This window comes from Pseudomonas migulae NBRC 103157, from assembly GCF_002091715.1.
In the GTDB taxonomy this organism is placed as follows: Bacteria; Pseudomonadota; Gammaproteobacteria; order Pseudomonadales; family Pseudomonadaceae; genus Aquipseudomonas; species Aquipseudomonas migulae_A.
Map to the genome: position 1 here is coordinate 1 of NZ_BDAG01000035.1, position 19082 is coordinate 19082.

Below are 19082 nucleotides of genomic sequence, written 5' to 3' on the forward strand. Positions count from 1 at the left end.
ATGGCGTCTATATAAACGCTAAAAATCCCGAACTAACCAACAATCCCGCGAACAACGAAGTACAACAACGAAGGCCCAAGCAAGCACCCAAGCCCGGTATGAAACGTCGCGGTCAACGCGCCATAAGGCACCAACCGCCGATCCGTCGCTGCCAACCCGGCCGTCACACCACTCACCGTCCCGGCCAACCCTTGAGGTCGCATCGCGGATTTCGCGAGCAAGCCCGCACACAGGAGAATGCATTCCAATGTGTGGGGCTTGTCCGCGAAGGTGTCAGAAAATGTCAGCCCATCAACCCGCGCATGATCAGATACAACAGCGATGGCCCAAGCAAACACCCTAACGCGGTGTAGAACGCCGCCGTCAGGCAACCATACGGCACCAGTTTCGGATCTGTGGCGGCCAAACCGCCGGCCACACCGCTCGAGGTGCCCATCAAACCGCCGAAAATCACCGCACTGCGCGGGTTGTTCAGCCCGATCATCGGTGCCACGAACGGCGTCATCACCATCACCAGAATGGCTTTGATCAACCCCGCCGCAATCGACAGCGCCATGACCTCGGAACTCGCACCAATCGCTGCCCCGGTTACCGGACCGACGATGTACGTCACCGCGCCCGCGCCGATGGTAGTCAAGCTCACCGCATCGGTGTAACCGAACGCCATCGCCACCGCGACACCGGCTATGAACGATGTCCCGACGCCGACGAACAACGCCAGCACCCCGACAAAACCGGCACGCTTGAGCTCATCGACACTGACACCGAACGCCGTGGCGACAATCGCGAAATCACGCAACATGGCGCCGCCCAGCAGGCCGATGCCCGACAACAACGGAATGTCCACCACGCCTTTCTGGCCACCGGTCAGCGCGCCCCCGATATAAGACAACAACAACCCAAGCAGAATGGCGATGGCCGAGCCGTGCAGGCGACCTTTTGTGAATGTATTGGAAATCCAGTAGGACACCCACATGGTCACGCCGACAATCAGAAAGCCGCTGATCAGGCCGTAACCGGTAATTACCTTCATCATCGATTCGTACATGGCGATCACCCTACCGTCTTCGGAGGAATGACCGAGGCGGGCTCCTTGTTGCCGATGCGTACCAGCACCGGCACCAAGGCAAAGGCGATAACCACCGCTGCCGTCCCCGCCAGAATTGCCATCGGCCCACCCTTGAGTGCGCCATAGACGTTTTGTTGCGCCGCCATCGCGACGACGATCGGGATGTAAATTGCGCTCCAGAACTCCACGCCCTGCTCTGTCTTGCCTTTGAACCAACCACTTTTATTCAGGTAACTGCCGAGGCCGATCAACAGCAGCATCGCAATACCTACACCGCCAACGTTGGCCGGTACGCCAATCAGCTTGCCGAGCAGTTCGCCGACAAAAATACCCACCAGGGTACAAAAGGCGAGAAACGCCACACCATAAATAATCATTGTTGTTGTCCTCAAAGTGCATCGTCGAATGTTGTTTTTGTTGTTCGAAGGCCTGAGTCGGAGGTCTAAAGTTGGCGGCTTCCCTCCTCACGCAACAGCGCCTGCAAGGTATCGAGTCGCGCACCGTCGAAGGCAATGACGGTGCCCTGCTCGAACACCCGGCGCGCCAGCCCGGTCAGCACCGCTCCGGGTGGCAGTTCGATCTGTAGACGTACGCCGCGCTCGTAGGCGCTTTGTACCGTGCCGCGCCAATCCACCACACGGCACATGTTGAAGGCCAGGTCATCGCGCAAGGCTTCAATGTTAGTGACGGGCCGAGCGCGGCTGCCGCTCAGGTAGCCCACTGTCGGGATTTTCAATTGCACGTTGGCGAAGGCTCCTGCCAGGGTTTTAGCGGGCGCGTCCAATAAAGGACAGTGCGACGGCACGCTTACGGCCAGGCGTTTGGTCAGACCGGCACCGCGACCTTTCGCCAATTCGGCAACCGACTTCATTGCAGCATCGCTTCCGGCAATGACCACCTGGTTATCAGCATTGATATTGGCCAGGTAAACCGGCGTATCGGCGCTATGAACCTGCGCCAGCAAACTTTCCACTGTGGACAAATCGAGACCGATGATCGCGGTCATGCCGTAGCCCTGTGGATAAGCCTGCTGCATCAGCTCACCGCGCAGGCTGACCAGATGCAGCGCATCGCTGAAACTCAAGGCACCCGCTACCACCGCTGCCGGGTAGGCGCCGATGGACAATCCCGCCACGTAATCCGGCGCCATGGATAACTGGCGTGAAGCTGCGACGCCGGCAATCAACAGACAAAGCTGAACGGCCCGTGTCGACTTCAATGCCTCGACCGAATCCAGCAGCAACGCGTCTTCGCCAAGCACGTCACTCGCCTCGACCACTGCTTCGCAAGGCAAACGATGGAGCATGCCCGGCTGCTGCGCGCCTTGGCCCGGGAACACCAGCAAGCTGCTCATGCTGCCTGCTCCCACGGATCAATGACCAGGCAAGCTTCACGGGCGTTTTTCAGCAAAACCCGGCGGGCAGGACCGGCCCATTCGCGAAGGGCGATGGCGCCGAAAGGTGTCTGCAGCTGCATGTCTACCTGGCACGCAGCCGTGTCCAGAATCCTCACCAGCGCCTGCGCCTTTAACCGGTCGAGCGGTTGTGGCGCGCGCAGGATCAAGTCGAGGTCGCTGCGCGCATGCAAAGCCTGAAAACCACTGGCCAATTCAAACCCGGCACTGCCGCTGACACCCCACACCCAACCACAATCATCCAGCATTGGCCGCAGTTGATTGAGGGCGTGAACGGCCGGCACATCCCGATCAATCGAAACATGGCAAAGGTCTTCCGGTTTAACCCGACGCGAGATCACATCGATCGACATCACCGTTGCAAAGCGCTGCTCACGCAGCCGCCCACGCACCCCGACCGCGATGTGATCCGGCGCACTCAGCGCGCGCCGAACCACCACTGGCTGCCCCGCGCTGATCGACTCAGAGACCCATGCAGGCGCATCCACAGGCAACTGCTCCGGGGTCATCCCCCACAGCAGGTCGTGGGCCAGAAACGTATTCACCACTGCGCTCTCAGCAGTTCGCGCACCTTGCTCGATGCTGCGCGATTGCTCGCGCCCAAGCGACTGCTCAAATCGCGGCCGCTTGCGCCAACATCGCCAATCGCCAGGCCCAGGCATTCAGTCACCCGCGCCAGATCCGCTGATGTTGGCTGCTCGATCTGCTCCACCGGCAAGGTTTCCCAAAGCAAACCCAGGCTGGCATAGCTGTCGATGTCATACGCCATCGGTGGCACGCTGGCGGCCAGTGCTTCCAGCTCTTCGACGCTGCGCAACGTCACCCGCGCCGCTGAAGCCTTGCCCATCGCATGCACCATCACGCCGGGATCACGCAGGGCAATCAGGCGATTGGCCTGATACCCGTGCGCCAGAAACGCCCCGGACATCGCCTTGCCCACCAGCAAACCGATCACCGCGTGGCCAGCCAATCGGGCACGGGCATAGCTGTCCGCCGCACCCGCCAAAGCCTGATGAATACCGAGTGCTTCTTCGCGCCGACCGTAGGCCTGACTCGGCACATCGATGATCGCGATCAAGGCGCGCTTGTGCGGTTTATCAACGTCAGCCGTGATCACGTCATCCACCGCCTTGGCCAAGCCCCAGCCCTCAAGCAGACCGACCTCGCCATTGCGGGCGCGGACAAAACGGTTGTCGGGATCAGCCACCACCGCGATGAACCGGACAGGCTGATCACCCAACACACCGTCGGCCACCTTCAACGAAGCGGGCAAACCCTCGACCGGTTTCGCGCCATCGCTCAAGGCGTTGAACCAGCTCAAACCTCTCAGGGAATACGAACTCATGAGCGCTCTCCTTGATACAGTTCGCGAACCGTCGCCGGATCGATTTGCGGTTCGGCATCCAGTCGGGCCAGCCGTTGCAGGAACAGGTCGGCCTGACGACTGCGTTGTTGCGCCGGCAAGCCCTGTTGCAGCAATTCACTGACCTGCTGCTGAATCTGCGCCACGTCGTCAGCGACAAAGCGATCCACCAAACCGCTGGCAAAACGTTGCTCGCCACCGGTCAGGCTCCAGATGAAAGGACGGTCGCGGGAGTCGTACTCCTCAAGCCCGGCTTCCTGTTCGATCACTTGTGGCCCGTTCAGGCCAAGGCGCGCTTCCTGGGTCACCAGCAAATAGCTGCATAACCCGGCGGCGATCGACATCCCGCCAAAACAGCCAACGCTGCCGGCTACTACACCAACAACCGGTTGGTACTGGCGCAGATCGACAATCGCTGCATGAATATCGGCAATCGCCGCCAGCCCGAGGTTGGCTTCCTGCAACCGCACGCCACCGGTTTCCAGCAGCAATACGGCGCGGGTTGGAGTGCCGTTGCGGTTGTCTTCGGCGGCCAGTTCCAGTGCGCCAGCGATCTTCGCCCCACCGACTTCACCGAGGCTGCCACCCTGAAACGCGCCTTCGATGGCGGCAATGACCACCGGCAAACCGCCGATGCTGCCCTTGGCAATCACCACGCCGTCATCGGCTTGCGGCACCACGCCCTGGCGCGACAGCCATGGCGACATGACGCGTTGAAACGGGTCGAGCAATTCGCGGAAGGTGCCGGCGTCAAGCAAGGCTTTTGCCCGTTGCCGGGCGCCGAGTTCGACGAAGCTATGTTTGTGGAGGAGCTGTGCACTGTCAGTCATGGCCGATTTCCTCGAAGCCTTGTTCCAGACGCAAGCGCACCACACCCGGTGTCGCGCCGAAATCGTGGATATCAATGGCCATCGCTGGCGGAGTCTGGCCGTCGAACATCCGCGCAAACAGATGCTGCCAGCGTTGCTCGGCACCATTGACCGAGGTCTGTACCTTGATCGTCAATTTGCCGGCCTGACCCGGTTCGATCAGCACTTCCAGATCGCCAGAACCGACACAGCCCACCAGGGTACGGCCACGTGGCGGCTGCCCGGCGGGGAATTCAAAGGATAAGGTTTCCATCAGAAGGCTCCGGACTCGATGCGGTCGATAAACAGGCAGGCGGCGAGCAAATCCGCTGCACCGCCGGGCGACGCATTCAATGCGATTAATTGATCGTCCAGCTCGTGCAAACGGCGGCGACCGGCGAGGCTGGCACTGCCGCCAGCGTCGAGGACCGCTTGGGCGCCGAGTTGCATGGTGTGCAAGCCGTGTTCGCCGGCGCGGTAGAGCACGCAGGTGTCAGCCAGGGTCGTCATGATCGCCAGCAAGGCATCGAGCCGGGCGTTCTGCTCGCCATGGCCAACGGCACGGCTGCGCTTGAGTTGTGGCAACGCCCGTTGCACCACTGAAGGAAAGCCCAACTGCGCTTCTTCACGGGCACCGCGGGCGCCGTAGCGTTGGGCGACTTGGGCGCCGTGGCTGAGTGGACGTGGCGCGTAACGGTCTTCGAGTAACGCGAGGCGTGCAGCGCGCAAAGCAATCGAGCCTGCCTCACTGGATTCTGGCTCAAGCGCGCAGGCCGTGACCAAAAGCCCCAAGGCCCAGATCGCCCCGCGATGAGTGTTCACACCGCCAGTGGTGACGAGCATCGCTTGCTCCCCTTCTCGCCCCATCCGCCCGATGGCTTCACGCAGCGGCACGCCGACCTCGCCAAACTCAATGGCCGCTTGCGCCATTTCCTTGAACGCCGGCCACAACGACAACGCCGAAGCGTGCATCAGCCCAAGGTGCAAATCGGTATGCGCGCCATTACCGCGACGATCGACCAGCGCCGGTTTCGGCGACAAATCCGCTTCGTCGATCAGCGCGTCCACCGCCAGGTCCGCCAGCCGTTCGGCCAGGGTTAAGGTTTTCGGTTGCAGGTTGAAGGCGTGCATTACCAGCTCCTGAATTTGGCGGGCGGGTTGTAGAGGCCACCGGACCACTCGACCAGATCAGCCACGCTTTTGGCGGCGAGCAATTCGCGGGTGGCGTCGGTGCGACGGATACCGAGGTCTTCGGGCAAGGCAATCAACCCTTCGCGGCGCATGCGTGCGGTGTCTTTCGGGTTGTGACGCAAGCCGATGACGGTCACGCCGGCGACCGCGGCGATCATTGCCTGGCGTTCTTCCAGCGAACGCGCCTTGTACAGATAGGCGATGCCTTCTTCGGTCAGCAGGTGGGTAACGTCGTCGCCGTAGATCATGATCGGCGCCAGCGGCATGCCACTTTTCTTCGCCACTTCAATCGCGTCGAGGGTTTCGACGAAGGTCGGTTTGCCGCCCTCCTGGAAGGTCTCGACCATTTGCACCACGAGTTTTTTGCCGCGTTCAAGCAAGGGCTCCGGCGCGTCGCCGTGGCGCATGTCGAGCCAGGCCGGGGTGCCGTGGCGGCGACCACGCGGGTCGTGGCCCATGTTCGGCGCGCCACCGAAACCGGCCAGGCGTCCGCGGGTCACGGTGGAGGAATGGCCGTCGCCATCGACTTGCAGGGTCGCACCGATGAACAGGTCCACCGCGTATTGCCCGGCCAGTTGGCTGAACATTCGGTTGGAGCGCAGCGAGCCGTCGCGCCCGGTGAAGAACACGTCCGGCCGCGCGGCGATGTAGTTTTCCATGCCCAGTTCGGTGCCGAAGCAATGCACGCTTTCAACCCAGCCGCTTTCGATGGCAGGAATCAGGGTCGGGTGCGGATTGAGCGTCCAGTTGCGGCAGATCTTGCCTTTGAGGCCGAGGGATTCGCCGTAGGTCGGCAGGATCAGTTCGATAGCGGCGGTATTGAAGCCGATGCCGTGGTTCAGCGACTGGACGTTGTGTTTTTCGTAGATCCCGCGGATCGCCATCATCGCCATCAGCACGTGCACAGGCTTGATGTGGCGTGGGTCGCGGGTGAACAGCGGTTCGATGTAGAACGGCTTGTCCGCCACTACGACGAAATCGACCCAGGAGGCGGGGATGTCGACGCGTGGCAGGTCAGTGACGTCGTCCACCAACTGATTGACCTGAACAATGACGATACCGTCGCTGAACGCCGCCGGTTCGATCAGCGCCGGCGTGTCTTCGGTGCTGGGGCCGGTGTAGATGTTGCCGGCGCGGTCGGCCATGAAACCGGCCGAGAGCACGACGTTGGGAATCAGGTCCACCACCAGCCGTGCGTAGAGCTCGATGTAGGTGTGGATCGCGCCGATTTCCAGCAGGCCATCTTCCAGCAACTGGCTGATGCGCAGGCTCTGGGTGCCGGCGAAGGAAAAGTCGAGCTTGCGGGCGATGCCGCGCTCAAACAGGTCCAGGTGTTCGGAACGCCCGACGCTGGGCATGATCATGTGCAGGTCGTGGAGCTTTGTCGGATCGGCTTTTGCCAGTGAGCGGGAAAGGAAATCCGCCTGCTTCTGGTTGTTGCCCTCCAGCACCACACGGTCGCCGGGCAGGATCAACGCTTCGAGCGCCGCCACGATGTTGTCGGTGGGCAGGACCACACCGTCGGCCAGGCCCTTGACCAACTCGAGACGCCGCTGCTTTTCGCTGCGCCGCCGCGTCCATCGCGAGTCGGGGGATATTGTTGTTGTCATGACCACTCCACGGGTTCGCTGTCGTGGGGGTCACCTTAGGAGTGTTGGGTGGGAGCATCAATCAAGCAGAGAGACGGATCGTTACGGTCAGGGTAATGGTTGATTACCCCTGTGGCGAGGGGGCTGCCCCCTCACCACAGGGGCCCGTCAGACTAGCGCGGCACTCACAAGCAACTCCTCCAGCGCCAGCAAATCCGGCACCTTGGCCACTTGGTCCCCCACTTGCACCGCTGCCTTTTCCAGCGCACACAACGGCACATCGACATAGCTCAATTGACTGTCGAGCTTGTACGACCGCGGAATCCCCTGCACCAGCAACGCAATAAACTTCAGCTCCGGCCGGCCGCCCAACGCATTGAGAATGACAATCCTCGCCCGCTCGCCAATCACGATTTTGTTGCCGCACGCCGACTCAAAACTCAGCAACGGAATCTGCCGCTCCCGCCACGTCACCCGCCCGAGATACCAGGGCGGCGTGTCGAGGTCGAAGGCTCCCGGCTGATAGTCGATCAGCTCCGCAACCGCCACATTGGGCAAAATCAGATTGCGGTCAGCCAGGGGCAGCAGCAGCCCGGTGAGGTTGCTGGTGCGATGCTCAAGCATGGGTTTTGCTCCACAAAGCGATGCTTTCAAGCAGCACCGACTCCTGGTACGGCTTGCCGAGGTAGTCGTTGACGCCGATGGCCATGGCGCGGTCGCGGTGTTTCTGGCCGGTACGCGAGGTGATCATGATGATCGGCAAGTGCTGCAAACGTTCGTCCGCACGCACTTGAGTCGCCACTTCGAAACCGTCCATGCGCGGCATTTCAATGTCCAGCAGCATCAGGTCCGGCATGTGTTCTTCCAGCAGCAACATGGCATCGACACCGTCCTTGGCCGTCAGCACGTTCATGCCGTGGCGTTCGAGCAAACGGCTGGTGACCTTGCGCACGGTGACCGAGTCGTCGACCACCATCACCAGCAACGGCTTGTGCGGCTCGGATTCTGCGTCCTGCCTCAGCGGTTGTTGCGGCACCCGCGCCTGCATCGCGCGGATCGGCGCCAGCAAATCGAGAATCAGCACCACCCGGCCATCGCCGAGGATCGTCGCGCCGGACAAGCCCTGCACTGCCGCAAATTGCGGGCCGAGGCTTTTCACCACGATCTCCCGGGTGCCGGCCATCGAATCGACCTGCACCGCGATGTGCCGTTCGTTGCATTGCACCAGCAACACCGGCAGCGGCAGGCTTTGGCCCAGCAGTTTCGGGCGGGTGCTGGTTTTCAGCAGTTCGCCGAGGTAGCACAACTCATAGACCTGCCCGGCGTATTTGTAGGTCGGCGGATCGAGTCGGTAATGCCCTTCGAGTTCGTTGGGCAGCACCCGCACGATACCGTCGATGGTGTTCAGCGGGATCGCATACTGGTCATCAAAGCACTGCACCATCAGCGCCCGGTTGACCGACACGGTGAACGGCAGGCGAATGCGAAAATGCACGCCCTGCCCCGGCACAGAGTCGATGCTCATCGTGCCACCGAGTTGCCGGACTTCTTCATGAACCACGTCCATGCCCACACCGCGCCCGGAAATCTGAGTGATTTTTTCGGCCGTGGAGAACCCCGGTTGCAGGATGAATTGCAGCACGTCGCGGTCGCTGATGTCGCTGTCCGGGGCCAGCAAACCGCGCTTGATCGCCTTGCGCCGCACCGCGTCCAGCGGCACGCCGGCGCCGTCGTCGCGGATGTCGAAAATGATGTCGCCACCCTCGCGCAACAGGTCGAGGGTGATCCGCCCTTGCGCCGGTTTACCCGCTGCGATGCGCACTTCTGCCGATTCCAGGCCATGGTCGACGGCGTTGCGCAGCATGTGCTCCAGCGGCGCGGCCATGCGCTCAAGGACGTTGCGATCCATCTCGCCTTCGGCGTTGCCGACGACGAATTCCACGTCCTTGCCCAACTCGCTGGAGACCTGACGGACAATGCGCTTCAAGCGCGGCAACATCCGCTCGAACGGCACCATGCGCGTACGCATCAGGCCTTCCTGCAATTCGGTGTTGATGCGCCCCTGCTGTTGCAGCAGGTTCTCCGCGTCCTGGTTGCGCCGGTCGAGGGTTTCCTTGAGGTCGAGCAAGTCAGAGGCGGATTCGAACAGCGCCCGCGACAGTTGCTGCAACTGCGAGTGGCGATCCATCTCCAACGGGTCGAATTCTTCGTAGCCCGAACGCTCGGCGTCGACTTGCTGACGGCTGAGAATCCGGCCCTGGGTTTCGGTATCAAGCCGGCGCAATTGATCGCGCATACGCTCGATGGTGGTTTCCATCTCGTTCAACGCTACACGCGCATCGTTGACCTGCTGTTCGATGCGGCCACGGAAGATCGAGGTTTCCCCAGCCAGGTTGACCAGGTCGTCGAGCAGTTCTGCCGAGACCTTGACCATGTCGACACCGGCATCGACTTGTGGCGCAAGCGGCTCGGCCTTGGGTGCAACCGGTGCGGCAACCGGCGCTTCCGGCACCTGCGGATGGCTGAAGTTGCGGATCGCGTCGATCAACCGATCGGCCGGCGGCAACGGTTGACCGGCGCGGGTGGCGTCGAGCATTTGCGCCAGTCGGTCATGGCTGCTTTGCAACAGCCCGAACAGCGCCGCCGTCGGTTTCAGCGAGCCGGCGGACAAACCTTCGTAGAGAAATTCCAGTTCATGGGCGAGGTCGCCAATCGGGCCGATTTCCACCATCCGCGCACCGCCCTTGAGGGTGTGCAGGTCGCGCAGCAGGGTTTCCATTTCCTGCCGATTGGACGGTTCGGCCTGCCAGCGCACCAGCGCCGCGCCGGAGTTTTCGATGATGTCGAAACCTTCCTCGAGGAAGATTTCCAGTAGTTCCGGATCATGCCCCGGCGAATCCTCGGCCCGTGCAGCTTCAGCGGCTTCAGGCGCGTTGGCGTTGCCCTGGCGGAACTCGCGAATGGCCTCGATCAGTTCGCCCGGATCACCCAGCGGCTTCTGGTTCTGCAACTGTTCAAGCAGTTGAGCCAGTCGCTCATGGCTTTGTTGCAGCAGGTGCGCCAGCGCTTCGCTGTGGCTGTAACGCCGATCGACAAGGCCTTCGTAAAGGTTTTCCAACTCATGGGCGAGGTCACCGACCGGCTCGACCTCGGCCATCCGCGCACCGCCCTTGAGCGTGTGCAAATCTCGCTGCAACGACAACAGCGGCGCGGCGTTTTCCGGGTCATTCAGCCAGCGTTGCAAGGCCTGGCCGGCGCTCTCGAGGATGTCCACCGCCTCTTCGAGGAAGATCGATACGATCTCGTCGTCCAGCTCAACAACACGGTCCTCTGCAGGAGCGGGCTTGCTTGCGATGGTCGTTAACGATGACGCGTTTTCATCGGATAAACGCGGCGCCTGTGAGTCCATCGCCAGTAAGCCGGCTCCTACAACGGTCTGTGCCAATTCGGCGGTGGCATCACCCAGTTCGCGGATGCTCAGGGTGCGGCTGCCGTCACTGCGAATCAGGCCCATGGCGGCCGGGTCGAGGCTCTCGTCGAGCAAGCCGCGCAAGGCCCGGATGCGCTCCGGTTGCGGGCTCACTTCCTGACCGGCTGCCAGTTCGTCGAGCATGTTGATCAGCGCTTCGTGAGCACTTTGCGCCTCGTGGAAAAACCGGTCGCTGACGGCGAGGCTACTTTCTTCCACGGCACCATAAAGATCCAGCAAGGCTTCGCACAACTCATCCACCGGATGCAGATCCGCCAGATGCGCCCCTTCGCCAAGGGTGGTCAATTCGTCCAGCAGCGCACTGAGTTCCTGACGTTCGCCGGGGTGCTGCTGCCAGCGCTGCAACAGGCTTTCGGCGTCCAGCAGGATGTCCATGCCCTGGGCCAGGAAGTTGTTGATCAACTGCGGATCGCGCTTGGTTCGAAGTGCCGCGCTCGGCGTGCTCGACAGCGCGTCCAGACGCTCGGCCAGCAGCGCCTGGGTTCTCTCGATCAATGAACGGGCGCCGGGAATCTCGGCCAGCGGATCGGCCTTGAGCTGACGCAGCCCGACGCGGAACACGCCTTCGGCTTCCAGCAGCAGTTCGACCTCGTCGAGGTCCAGGGCAATCAGGTGTGCCTTGTACTCACGGGCCAGGTGATCCAGCGGCGTCGCCAGCTCGGCAATCGGCAAGACGCCGGCCATCGAGGCGCTGCCCTTGAGGGTGTGCAGCGCCCGTTGCAACTCGTCGCTGGCCTGCAACGGCACATGTTCGGCGGCCTGTTCGAGGAAGCGGTTGAGGCTGGCCAGATGGGTTTCGGCTTCGTTGCGGAAGATCTCCAGCAACAGCGGATCGAGGGCCGCGACGTCTTGCACGTCTTCATCGGACAAAGGCTCGTCACCCTTGGCGAGGGCATGGGCGCGTGCGGCCAATTGGTCGACATCGTTGCGCTGGCGCTGGGCATTGTCGGCAAATTCGGCCACCAGTTCCGGCAGCAGGTTCAGCACGTCGCCGAGCAATTGTTGCACGGCCTGGCCGGGCTCGACGCTGTGCTCCAGCACGCGGTTGAGCAGGTTTTCCATGGCCCACGCCAACTCGCCCAGCACCAAGGCGCGAACCATGCGACCACTGCCCTTGAGCGTGTGGAACGCCCGGCGCAATTCGCTCAAGGCCGCCGTGTTGTCGGGATAGGCCAACCAGCGCGGCAGGTATTCGCGAAGGATGTCCAGGACTTCATCGGTTTCTTCAAGGAAGACTTCGCGCAGCTCGTCGTCCACCGGCGCTTCGCCCACCGGCGGCGGCAACAGGCTGCCCGGGGTGTTCAGCGCGGGCGGGTTCACGGCAGATACCGGGTTGGCCAGCACATCGGCCAAGGTCTGGACGACCTCCGGATCGTCCAGTTCCTGCAGACCCTGCATGACCTGCGCTTCACTCGGGGTGAGCACGTCTTCAAGCACCGGCACATTGTGTTCGCTGGGGAAAAAACCCAGTGACGCCAGGCTTTTTTCCGCGACATCGAGCAGCTGTTCGCCGGCCGCTTCGGGATCGTCGCTGAGGCGCTCAAGGTAATACTCGATGCTGGTGATGACGTCGGCCAGGCTGTCCAGTTCCTGCCAGCCAGGCTGGTCCGGGTCCAGCAGCAAATGCTCGCGGATGAAATGGTTGCAGGCGTCGATCAGGCTCGCTGCCCGGCTCAGCGGAATCATCGCCAGCGCACCGCGCACCTGGGTCAGCAAGTCCGGCAACGGTTGCAAGTGCTGACGGTCCCAATCGGCGTCGATGTAATCGACAATCATGTCCTTGGCCTGCTGCAGGCAGATGCGCGCTTCCTTGATCACGATCTGGTGGATCTGCGTCAGGTCGGTGGTCGGCAGTCGGCTGTCTTCCTGGCTTTCCGGCTCCACGGTGCCGACCATGCCGGCCAGCGTCGCCTCGACGTAAAGCAACGCCCCGGCGACGTCCATGAGGATCGCATCGTTGGGTTCGCGCTGGCCTTGGGCAAGGCTCAGCACCACCGCCAATTGATCGATGATGACTTTGCGCGGCTGGCCGAATCCGAGCACCGCCAGGGTATCGGCGATCTGTCGCAGCGGCGCGAGCAGGCTTTCGAGGTCCGAGGTGTGCTGACGGTCGCTGCGCACGAACAGGTCCAGGCGTTCCTTGACCCGCACCAGCTCTTCGCACAGCGCCGCCAGTACCGAGCGCATGGCGTCGCGGTCAGGACCCGCCAGCCGCACCGGTTCTTCGTCGACCATCGCGCTGTCAGGCAGCGCGTCGTCCAATCCATAGCGATCTTTCATGGTCAGCATCTGCCCGGTGGGGTGTTCGGTCTTGGCAATGTAGAACAGCAAACTCTTGAGCAACTCCGGCGGCGCCGGCTGATTGATCGCGGACATGCCCTGTTCGAGCAGGCGCTTGAGCTCTTTGTCGGCGTCCTTGAACAAGCTGCGCAGGGCCGGGCTGTTGGCGATCGAGCCGCCGCGCATGCCTTCGACCAGCGCCGAAGCGACTTGCCACAACGGGCTCAGGGGCGCGTTGCCACACAGCCCTTCGAGGCGTGAAAACACCTTGGCCAGGTAACCGAGGTGGGTGTCGTCATCCTGTTCGCGCAGCAATCCGAGCAGGGCCATCTGCAACATCTGGCGCAATTTGCGCAGCACATTCGGCAGGTCTGCCGGTTCCAGCAGCGCCAGTGATTCTTCATTGAGCGGTGGCAGGTCCGGCAATTGCGGGGTGAAGAGGCTGGTTTCCGACAACAGGCTTTCGCCACGGGCGCTGCGCAGATCGTTGATCAACGGCAGCACCACCAGCGGCAGGTCGCGGCGCGCGCCTTGCACGCGGTCGAGATAGATCGGCAACTGACCGATCGCTTGCAGCAACAGGTGAATGGCCTCGTCGCGATGAATGACGCGGTTTTGCTGCAAGGCGGCGGTCAGTTGCTCCATTTCTTCGGCGAGCAGTGCCGCGCCGTAAAACTCGACCATCTGCAAACTGCCGTGAACCTGATGGATGCACGCCAGGCATTCACTGAGGGCGTGCGTTGCCTGAGGGTCATCAAGCAACGTTTCAATCGCCTGGTGAGCCACTTTCAGCGTTTCGGCAATCTCGCCTTTGACCCACTCCAGGGCCACATAGTCGTGCCGATCACCCATAACTGCTCCGTTCATCGTTCGAACGCCCGTGGGCACTTCACACTTTATCTACAGTTTGCGCCTTGGCGGCCGGCAAGGTGAAACCGGACACCGAGCGCCGCAACTGGCTGGCCATCTTCGCCAGGTTGCCGATGCTCTCGGCAGTGGCCGTGGAGCCGGACGACGTTTGCGTGGTGATCTGCTGGATCACGTTCATCGTCAGAGAAATCTGCCCGGCCGAAGACGTCTGTTGCTGGGCGGCGTTGGAGATGCTCTGGATCAGCGCCGCGAGGGTTTTCGATACGCCTTCGATTTCTTCCAGGGCCACACCGGCATCCTGCGCCAAACGCGCGCCACGCACGACCTCGGTGGTGGTCTGCTCCATGGAAATGACCGCTTCGTTGGTGTCGGCCTGAATCGCCCGCACCAGGGTTTCGATCTGCCGGGTCGCGGCGGACGAGCGTTCTGCCAGCCGTTGCACCTCGTCGGCCACCACCGCAAAACCGCGCCCGGCGTCACCGGCCATGGAAGCCTGGATTGCCGCGTTGAGCGCGAGGATGTTGGTCTGGTCGGCAATGTCATCAATAAGGCTGACAATGTCGCCGATTTCCTGCGAAGACTCACCCAGGCGCTTGATGCGTTTGGCGGTGTCCTGAATCTGCTCGCGGATATTGTCCATGCCGTGGATGGTGTTGTGCACCACTTCATTGCCCTTGTTGGCGATTTCCACGGAGCGCTCGGCGACTGCCGAAGATTCGGCGGCGTTGGCCGAGACCTGATCGATGGACTGCGCCATGTCGTTGATCGCGGTGGAGGCTTCGCTGATCTGTTGCGCCTGATGTTCCGAGGCCTGCGCCAGGTGCATGGCGGTGGCTTGTGTTTCCTGCACGGCGGCGGCGACCTGGCCCGCGGTGAGGTTGATCGTGGCTACCAGATCGCGCAGCTGATCCACGGAATAGTTGATCGAATCGGCGATGGTCCCGGTGAAGTCTTCGGTTACCGACGCCGTTACGGTCAGGTCGCCGTCCGCCAGGTCTTCGATTTCATCGAGCAGGCGCATGATCGCGTTCTGGTTGCGTTCGTTCTTTTCAGCGGTCTCGCGCAACTGGCGATTGGTTTCGCGAACCATCACCAGGCCAATCAGGATGATCGACATCAGCGCCGCCAGCCCCAGCACGTAGCCGCCAATGGTGTCCGTATCGCGCCCGCCCGCGAGATTTTCGAACCCGGTGGCCAGGTGCGAGGCTTCATCGAGCAGGGTTTGCGACAAGCTAAAAATGTTGGTCGCCGATTCGCGGACCTTGAACAGCTCCGGTGAGGTTTCGAGGATTTCATCCACCGAACCGGAGACGAATTCGAACAGCTCGGAAATCTCGACCAACCGGGCGCGGGCATCGTGGTCTTCGACCTGGCTGACTTTCAGCGCCGGATTGCCCTGCAGCATGCCTGTGAGCACCTGGCCGAAACGCGCAGCGTCGCGACCGAAAGCGTCGGCGGCCTGTTGCGAGCTTTCGTCACCGGACAGCACGGTGTTGACTGCGCCGAGAATCCGCTCGGCCAACAGCGACTGACGCTGGGCCATCGCGACCTGAGCGGCCGGCGCCCCTCGCTGCAGAAGGATTTCGACGACTTTTTCGTACTCGACCTGCAATTGCGGCACGGTTTCAGCGAGGGTGGCGGCGACTTGATGCAGCGACAACACCGTCTGTTCACTGGAGAGGATGGCGTCGGTGTTTTTCAGCAGGCGTTCCCAGTCCATCTGCACGGCGCGCATTTCCGGGCGCACGGTGGCCGGGGCTGGTGGCAGGCCGGTGGAAGGGTCGCCTTTCTTCAGATAGCCCCAGCGCTGGGCGAAATCGTTGCGCGCATCGCTGAGCAACTTGAACGCGGCAGCCTTGCCGGCGGCGGCTTCGGTGGCGTTCTTGGCAATACGCTGGGACAGCACGCGCAGCTCGCCGGCGTGGCCGATGTACTGTTTATCGTACGTGGCTTGAGTGTTGAGGTAAGCGAAGTTGGCGAACAGCAGCATGATGAAAACAATCAACGCGATGAACAGCGCGATGATCTGCGACCGGCTGCGCGACCCTTCTGGCTTGCCTGTTTTTGCTTTTATCATCGGTCCTCGCCTGTTATCGCACCTTTAGAACCCACCATAATCCCCTGCGGGAGCGGGCTTGCTCGCGAATGCGGTCATTCATTCAACATTGATGCTGACTGACCCACCGCTATCGCGAGCAAGCCCGCTCCCACATTCGGTTGGTGTCGAACCAGCTACAGCGCTACGTGCATAAAGCTTTGTGACTGCGCCAACGCAAACGGGCTGAACACCTGCCAACTCTGCTCACGCCGAAACCGGCCTTTGATGAACGGTGCAATCGGGCCACTCAACGCCTCTGCCGGTTCCAGGCTGTCCTGGGCAAAGTGCTGAAGGCCGAAAACTTCATCGACCATCAACCCGGCAAACACGTCGTTATGCTCCACCACCAGCACCCGCCGCTGTTTGCGCACCGCCGACAACTCGTGGGCAAGCTCTTTATCTGAAAAGAAGGCGCACAAATCCATCATCGGCAGCAAGCGCCCGCGCAGGTTGGCCACACCCTTGACCCAGGGTTTGACCCCCGGCAGCTGCGTGAACCGCGGTTCGTGCAGGACTTCGCTGACCTCGCCCATGGGGGCGACGTACCAGTGCTCGCCCAGGCGAAAACCGATGCCGCTCCAGCCATGCTGCCGGGTCGGCTGGGAGGGCAGATCCGCCGCCAGCAGGCGACAGCGCTGGTCGATCTGCAGCAGCAGTTCGAAAGCCGTCAGCGACTCGGTCATGGCAGGACGATCAACCGGCCAGCACGTTGTTCAAGGTTTTGATCAGGGTCTCTTCGTCGACCGGTTTGGTCAGGTAATCCTTCGCGCCCTGGCGCGTGCCCCAGACCTTGTCGGTTTCCTGATCCTTGGTGGTGATGATGATCACCGGGATGTGCCCGGTTTCCGGGTCTTTGGTCAGCTGGCGGGTCGCCTGGAAACCGTTGAGGCCAGGCATGACGATGTCCATCAGCACGGCGTCGGGTTTTTCCTGGCGGGCGAGCGCCACGCCGTCGGCACCGTTTTCGGCTTTCAATACTTCATGACCGTGCTTTTCCAGCATGCCGGTCAGTTTGTACATTTCAGTCGGCGAATCATCGACGATCAGAATTCGTGCCATGGTTTTCCCCATTCTTCTTGTCGACGCCGGGCCCGCTGGCCGAGCGTCACTGTGCGTGTCCTACTGCGGCAGAACGGCGGCGAAGCCCGGTACATGGGCCTGGATCGCGTTCAGCAGTTCTTCCTTGCTGAAAGGTTTGGTCAAAAACTGGTCGGAACCGACGATGCGCCCCTTGGCCTTGTCGAACAGCCCGTCCTTGGACGACAGCATGATCACCGGCGTGGACTTGAACGCACTGTTGTTCTTGATCAAGGCGCAGGTCTGATAGCCATCCAGACGCGGCATCATGATGTCGACGAAAATGATGCCGGGATGATTGTCGGCAATCTTGGCCAAGGCATCGAAACCGTCGATGGCCGTGATGACCTCACACCCCACGTTCTTCAGCAGCGTTTCGGCGGTGCGGCGAATCGTCTTCGAATCGTCGATCACCATGACCTTCAAGGCGCTGGAATGCTGGTCCATAAATGCTCTACCGTCGCCTTTGCGAATCAAATTGTCCGTTTGCGATAACCGGAGGCTCGAAACCCTTGATGTTTAAGGGCCAGAACGATATGGCAGCCTTTTTAGCACAGTCTCCAAATGCAATCTATCGGGGGACTGGCGCGGTGGTTTTTCCTTGACCGGGAACACACTCGGCGCCACTCTGACGCCACTTTTATACGGTCCCTTGCAGGAGCCAGGCCCGCTCGCGATGGTCGTCAACGGTGACGCGTATTCGCTGGATAACCGCGATGCCTTGAAGTCCATCGCGAGCAAGCTCGCTCCTGCATAATCTCTCCAAATTTCGAGGAAAAACCCATGAGCGTTCGCGTCGGGATTGTCATGGATCCTATCGCCAGCATCTCCTATAAAAAGGATAGCTCGCTGGCCATGCTGCTGGCCGCACAGAAGCGCGGCTGGGAACTGTTCTATATGGAACAGGGCGATTTGTATCAGGCCGAAGGTGAAGCGCGCGCGCGGATGCGGCCGCTGAAAGTCTTCGCCAACCCGGAAAAATGGTTCGAACTCGAAGCCGAGACCGACGCGCTGCTGAGCGATCTGGACGTGATCCTGATGCGCAAGGATCCGCCTTTCGACATGGAATTCGTCTACTCCACTTACCTGCTGGAGCAGGCCGAGCGCGCCGGCGTGCTGGTGGTCAACAAGCCGCAGAGCCTGCGTGACTGCAACGAGAAACTGTTCGCCACGCTGTTCCCGCAGTGCACGCCGCCGACCATCGTCAGCCGTCGCCCGGACGTGTTGCGCGAGTTCGCCGATCATCACGGCGACGTGATCCTCAAGCCGCTGGACGGAATGGGCGGCTCTTCGATCTTCCGTCACACCGCCGGCCACCCGAACCTGTCGGTGATTCTCGAAACCCTGACCTTGCACGGCAAGCAGCAGATCATGATCCAGGGTTACCTGCCAGCGATCATCGATGGCGACAAGCGCATCCTGATGATCGACGGCGAGCCAGTGGATTATTGCCTGGCGCGGATTCCGGCGGCCGGCGAAACCCGTGGCAACCTCGCGGCCGGTGGTCGTGGCGAAGCCCGTCCGCTGACCGAGAAAGACCGCTGGATCGCCGCGCAAGTCGGCCCGACCCTGCGCGAGAAAGGCTTGCTGTTCGTAGGCCTGGACGTGATTGGCGAGCACCTGACGGAAATCAACGTCACCAGCCCGACCTGCATTCGCGAGATTGATAATGCGTTCGGCACGGACATCGGCGGGATGCTGATGGATGCCATCGATCAGAAGCTCAAGGCTCGTTGATATAGAACAGCCAAGGTACGACCAACATTGCGTTATCATGCGCGGCCTGTGAAAAA

Annotated in this window: 16 protein-coding genes and 1 pseudogene; 1 reads left to right on the forward strand and 16 read right to left on the reverse strand. The window is 61.6% G+C overall.

Annotated elements, in window-relative coordinates:
* Nucleotides 1-32: 32 nt before the first annotated feature.
* From PMI01S_RS31330 to pilG, 16 genes and pseudogenes are all read right to left on the reverse strand, one after another.
* Nucleotides 33-212: pseudogene (locus tag PMI01S_RS31330) on the reverse strand (malonate transporter subunit MadM); the annotation flags it as partial.
* Between the two features lie 71 nt (nt 213-283).
* Nucleotides 284-1048 (reverse strand): malonate transporter subunit MadM, encoded by a 765-nt coding sequence (gene madM / locus PMI01S_RS22905; protein ID WP_084322497.1) that lies wholly within the window; start codon nt 1046-1048, stop codon nt 284-286.
* Between the two features lie 5 nt (nt 1049-1053).
* Nucleotides 1054-1446 carry a malonate transporter subunit MadL gene (gene madL / locus PMI01S_RS22910; protein WP_010466888.1) on the reverse strand — a complete coding sequence of 131 codons (393 nt, stop codon included), beginning with the start codon at nt 1444-1446 and terminating at the stop codon, nt 1054-1056.
* A 65-nt stretch (nt 1447-1511) separates the two neighbouring features.
* Nucleotides 1512-2423 (reverse strand): malonate decarboxylase subunit epsilon, encoded by a 912-nt coding sequence (gene mdcH / locus PMI01S_RS22915; protein WP_084322393.1) that lies wholly within the window; start codon nt 2421-2423, stop codon nt 1512-1514.
* Nucleotides 2420-3031 carry a malonate decarboxylase holo-ACP synthase gene (locus PMI01S_RS22920; RefSeq protein WP_084322394.1) on the reverse strand — a complete coding sequence of 204 codons (612 nt, stop codon included), beginning with the start codon at nt 3029-3031 and terminating at the stop codon, nt 2420-2422. Before PMI01S_RS22920 ends, mdcH begins: the two co-directional genes overlap by 4 nt.
* A complete protein-coding gene (gene mdcE, locus PMI01S_RS22925) occupies nt 3025-3828 on the reverse strand; it encodes a biotin-independent malonate decarboxylase subunit gamma (protein WP_084322395.1) in 804 nt (267 codons plus the stop codon). The genes PMI01S_RS22920 and mdcE overlap by 7 nt, the downstream gene beginning before the upstream one ends.
* Nucleotides 3825-4676 carry a biotin-independent malonate decarboxylase subunit beta gene (locus tag PMI01S_RS22930; RefSeq protein ID WP_084322396.1) on the reverse strand — a complete coding sequence of 284 codons (852 nt, stop codon included), beginning with the start codon at nt 4674-4676 and terminating at the stop codon, nt 3825-3827. Before PMI01S_RS22930 ends, mdcE begins: the two co-directional genes overlap by 4 nt.
* Nucleotides 4669-4968, reverse strand: a complete 300-nt coding sequence (locus tag PMI01S_RS22935) for a malonate decarboxylase subunit delta (RefSeq protein ID WP_008026217.1) — start codon at nt 4966-4968, stop codon at nt 4669-4671. Before PMI01S_RS22935 ends, PMI01S_RS22930 begins: the two co-directional genes overlap by 8 nt.
* Entirely contained in the window at nt 4968-5825 is an 858-nt protein-coding gene (locus PMI01S_RS22940) for a triphosphoribosyl-dephospho-CoA synthase (protein WP_084322397.1), read from the reverse strand. The genes PMI01S_RS22935 and PMI01S_RS22940 overlap by 1 nt, the downstream gene beginning before the upstream one ends.
* Complete coding sequence (gene mdcA, locus PMI01S_RS22945; protein WP_017341260.1) at nt 5825-7495, reverse strand: malonate decarboxylase subunit alpha; 1671 nt, start codon at nt 7493-7495, stop codon at nt 5825-5827. Before mdcA ends, PMI01S_RS22940 begins: the two co-directional genes overlap by 1 nt.
* A gap of 147 nt (nt 7496-7642) precedes the next feature.
* Nucleotides 7643-8098 carry a chemotaxis protein CheW gene (locus tag PMI01S_RS22950; protein WP_084322398.1) on the reverse strand — a complete coding sequence of 152 codons (456 nt, stop codon included), beginning with the start codon at nt 8096-8098 and terminating at the stop codon, nt 7643-7645.
* On the reverse strand, nt 8091-14096 hold the full coding sequence (locus tag PMI01S_RS22955; RefSeq protein ID WP_084322399.1) for an Hpt domain-containing protein: 6006 nt from the start codon (nt 14094-14096) through the stop codon (nt 8091-8093). Before PMI01S_RS22955 ends, PMI01S_RS22950 begins: the two co-directional genes overlap by 8 nt.
* A 37-nt stretch (nt 14097-14133) precedes the next feature.
* On the reverse strand, nt 14134-16191 hold the full coding sequence (locus PMI01S_RS22960; RefSeq protein WP_084322400.1) for a methyl-accepting chemotaxis protein: 2058 nt from the start codon (nt 16189-16191) through the stop codon (nt 14134-14136).
* A gap of 155 nt (nt 16192-16346) precedes the next feature.
* A complete protein-coding gene (locus tag PMI01S_RS22965) occupies nt 16347-16895 on the reverse strand; it encodes a chemotaxis protein CheW (protein WP_084322401.1) in 549 nt (182 codons plus the stop codon).
* Nucleotides 16896-16905: 10 nt separating this feature from the next.
* Nucleotides 16906-17271, reverse strand: a complete 366-nt coding sequence (gene pilH / locus PMI01S_RS22970) for a twitching motility response regulator PilH (RefSeq protein WP_008068134.1) — start codon at nt 17269-17271, stop codon at nt 16906-16908.
* A 60-nt stretch (nt 17272-17331) separates the two neighbouring features.
* On the reverse strand, nt 17332-17736 hold the full coding sequence (pilG, locus tag PMI01S_RS22975; protein WP_027926573.1) for a twitching motility response regulator PilG: 405 nt from the start codon (nt 17734-17736) through the stop codon (nt 17332-17334).
* Between the two features lie 336 nt (nt 17737-18072).
* Here pilG and gshB point away from each other — a divergent pair, with 336 nt between their 5' ends.
* On the forward strand, nt 18073-19026 hold the full coding sequence (gshB, locus tag PMI01S_RS22980) for a glutathione synthase (protein ID WP_084322402.1): 954 nt from the start codon (nt 18073-18075) through the stop codon (nt 19024-19026).
* The last annotated feature ends 56 nt before the right edge of the window (nt 19027-19082 follow it).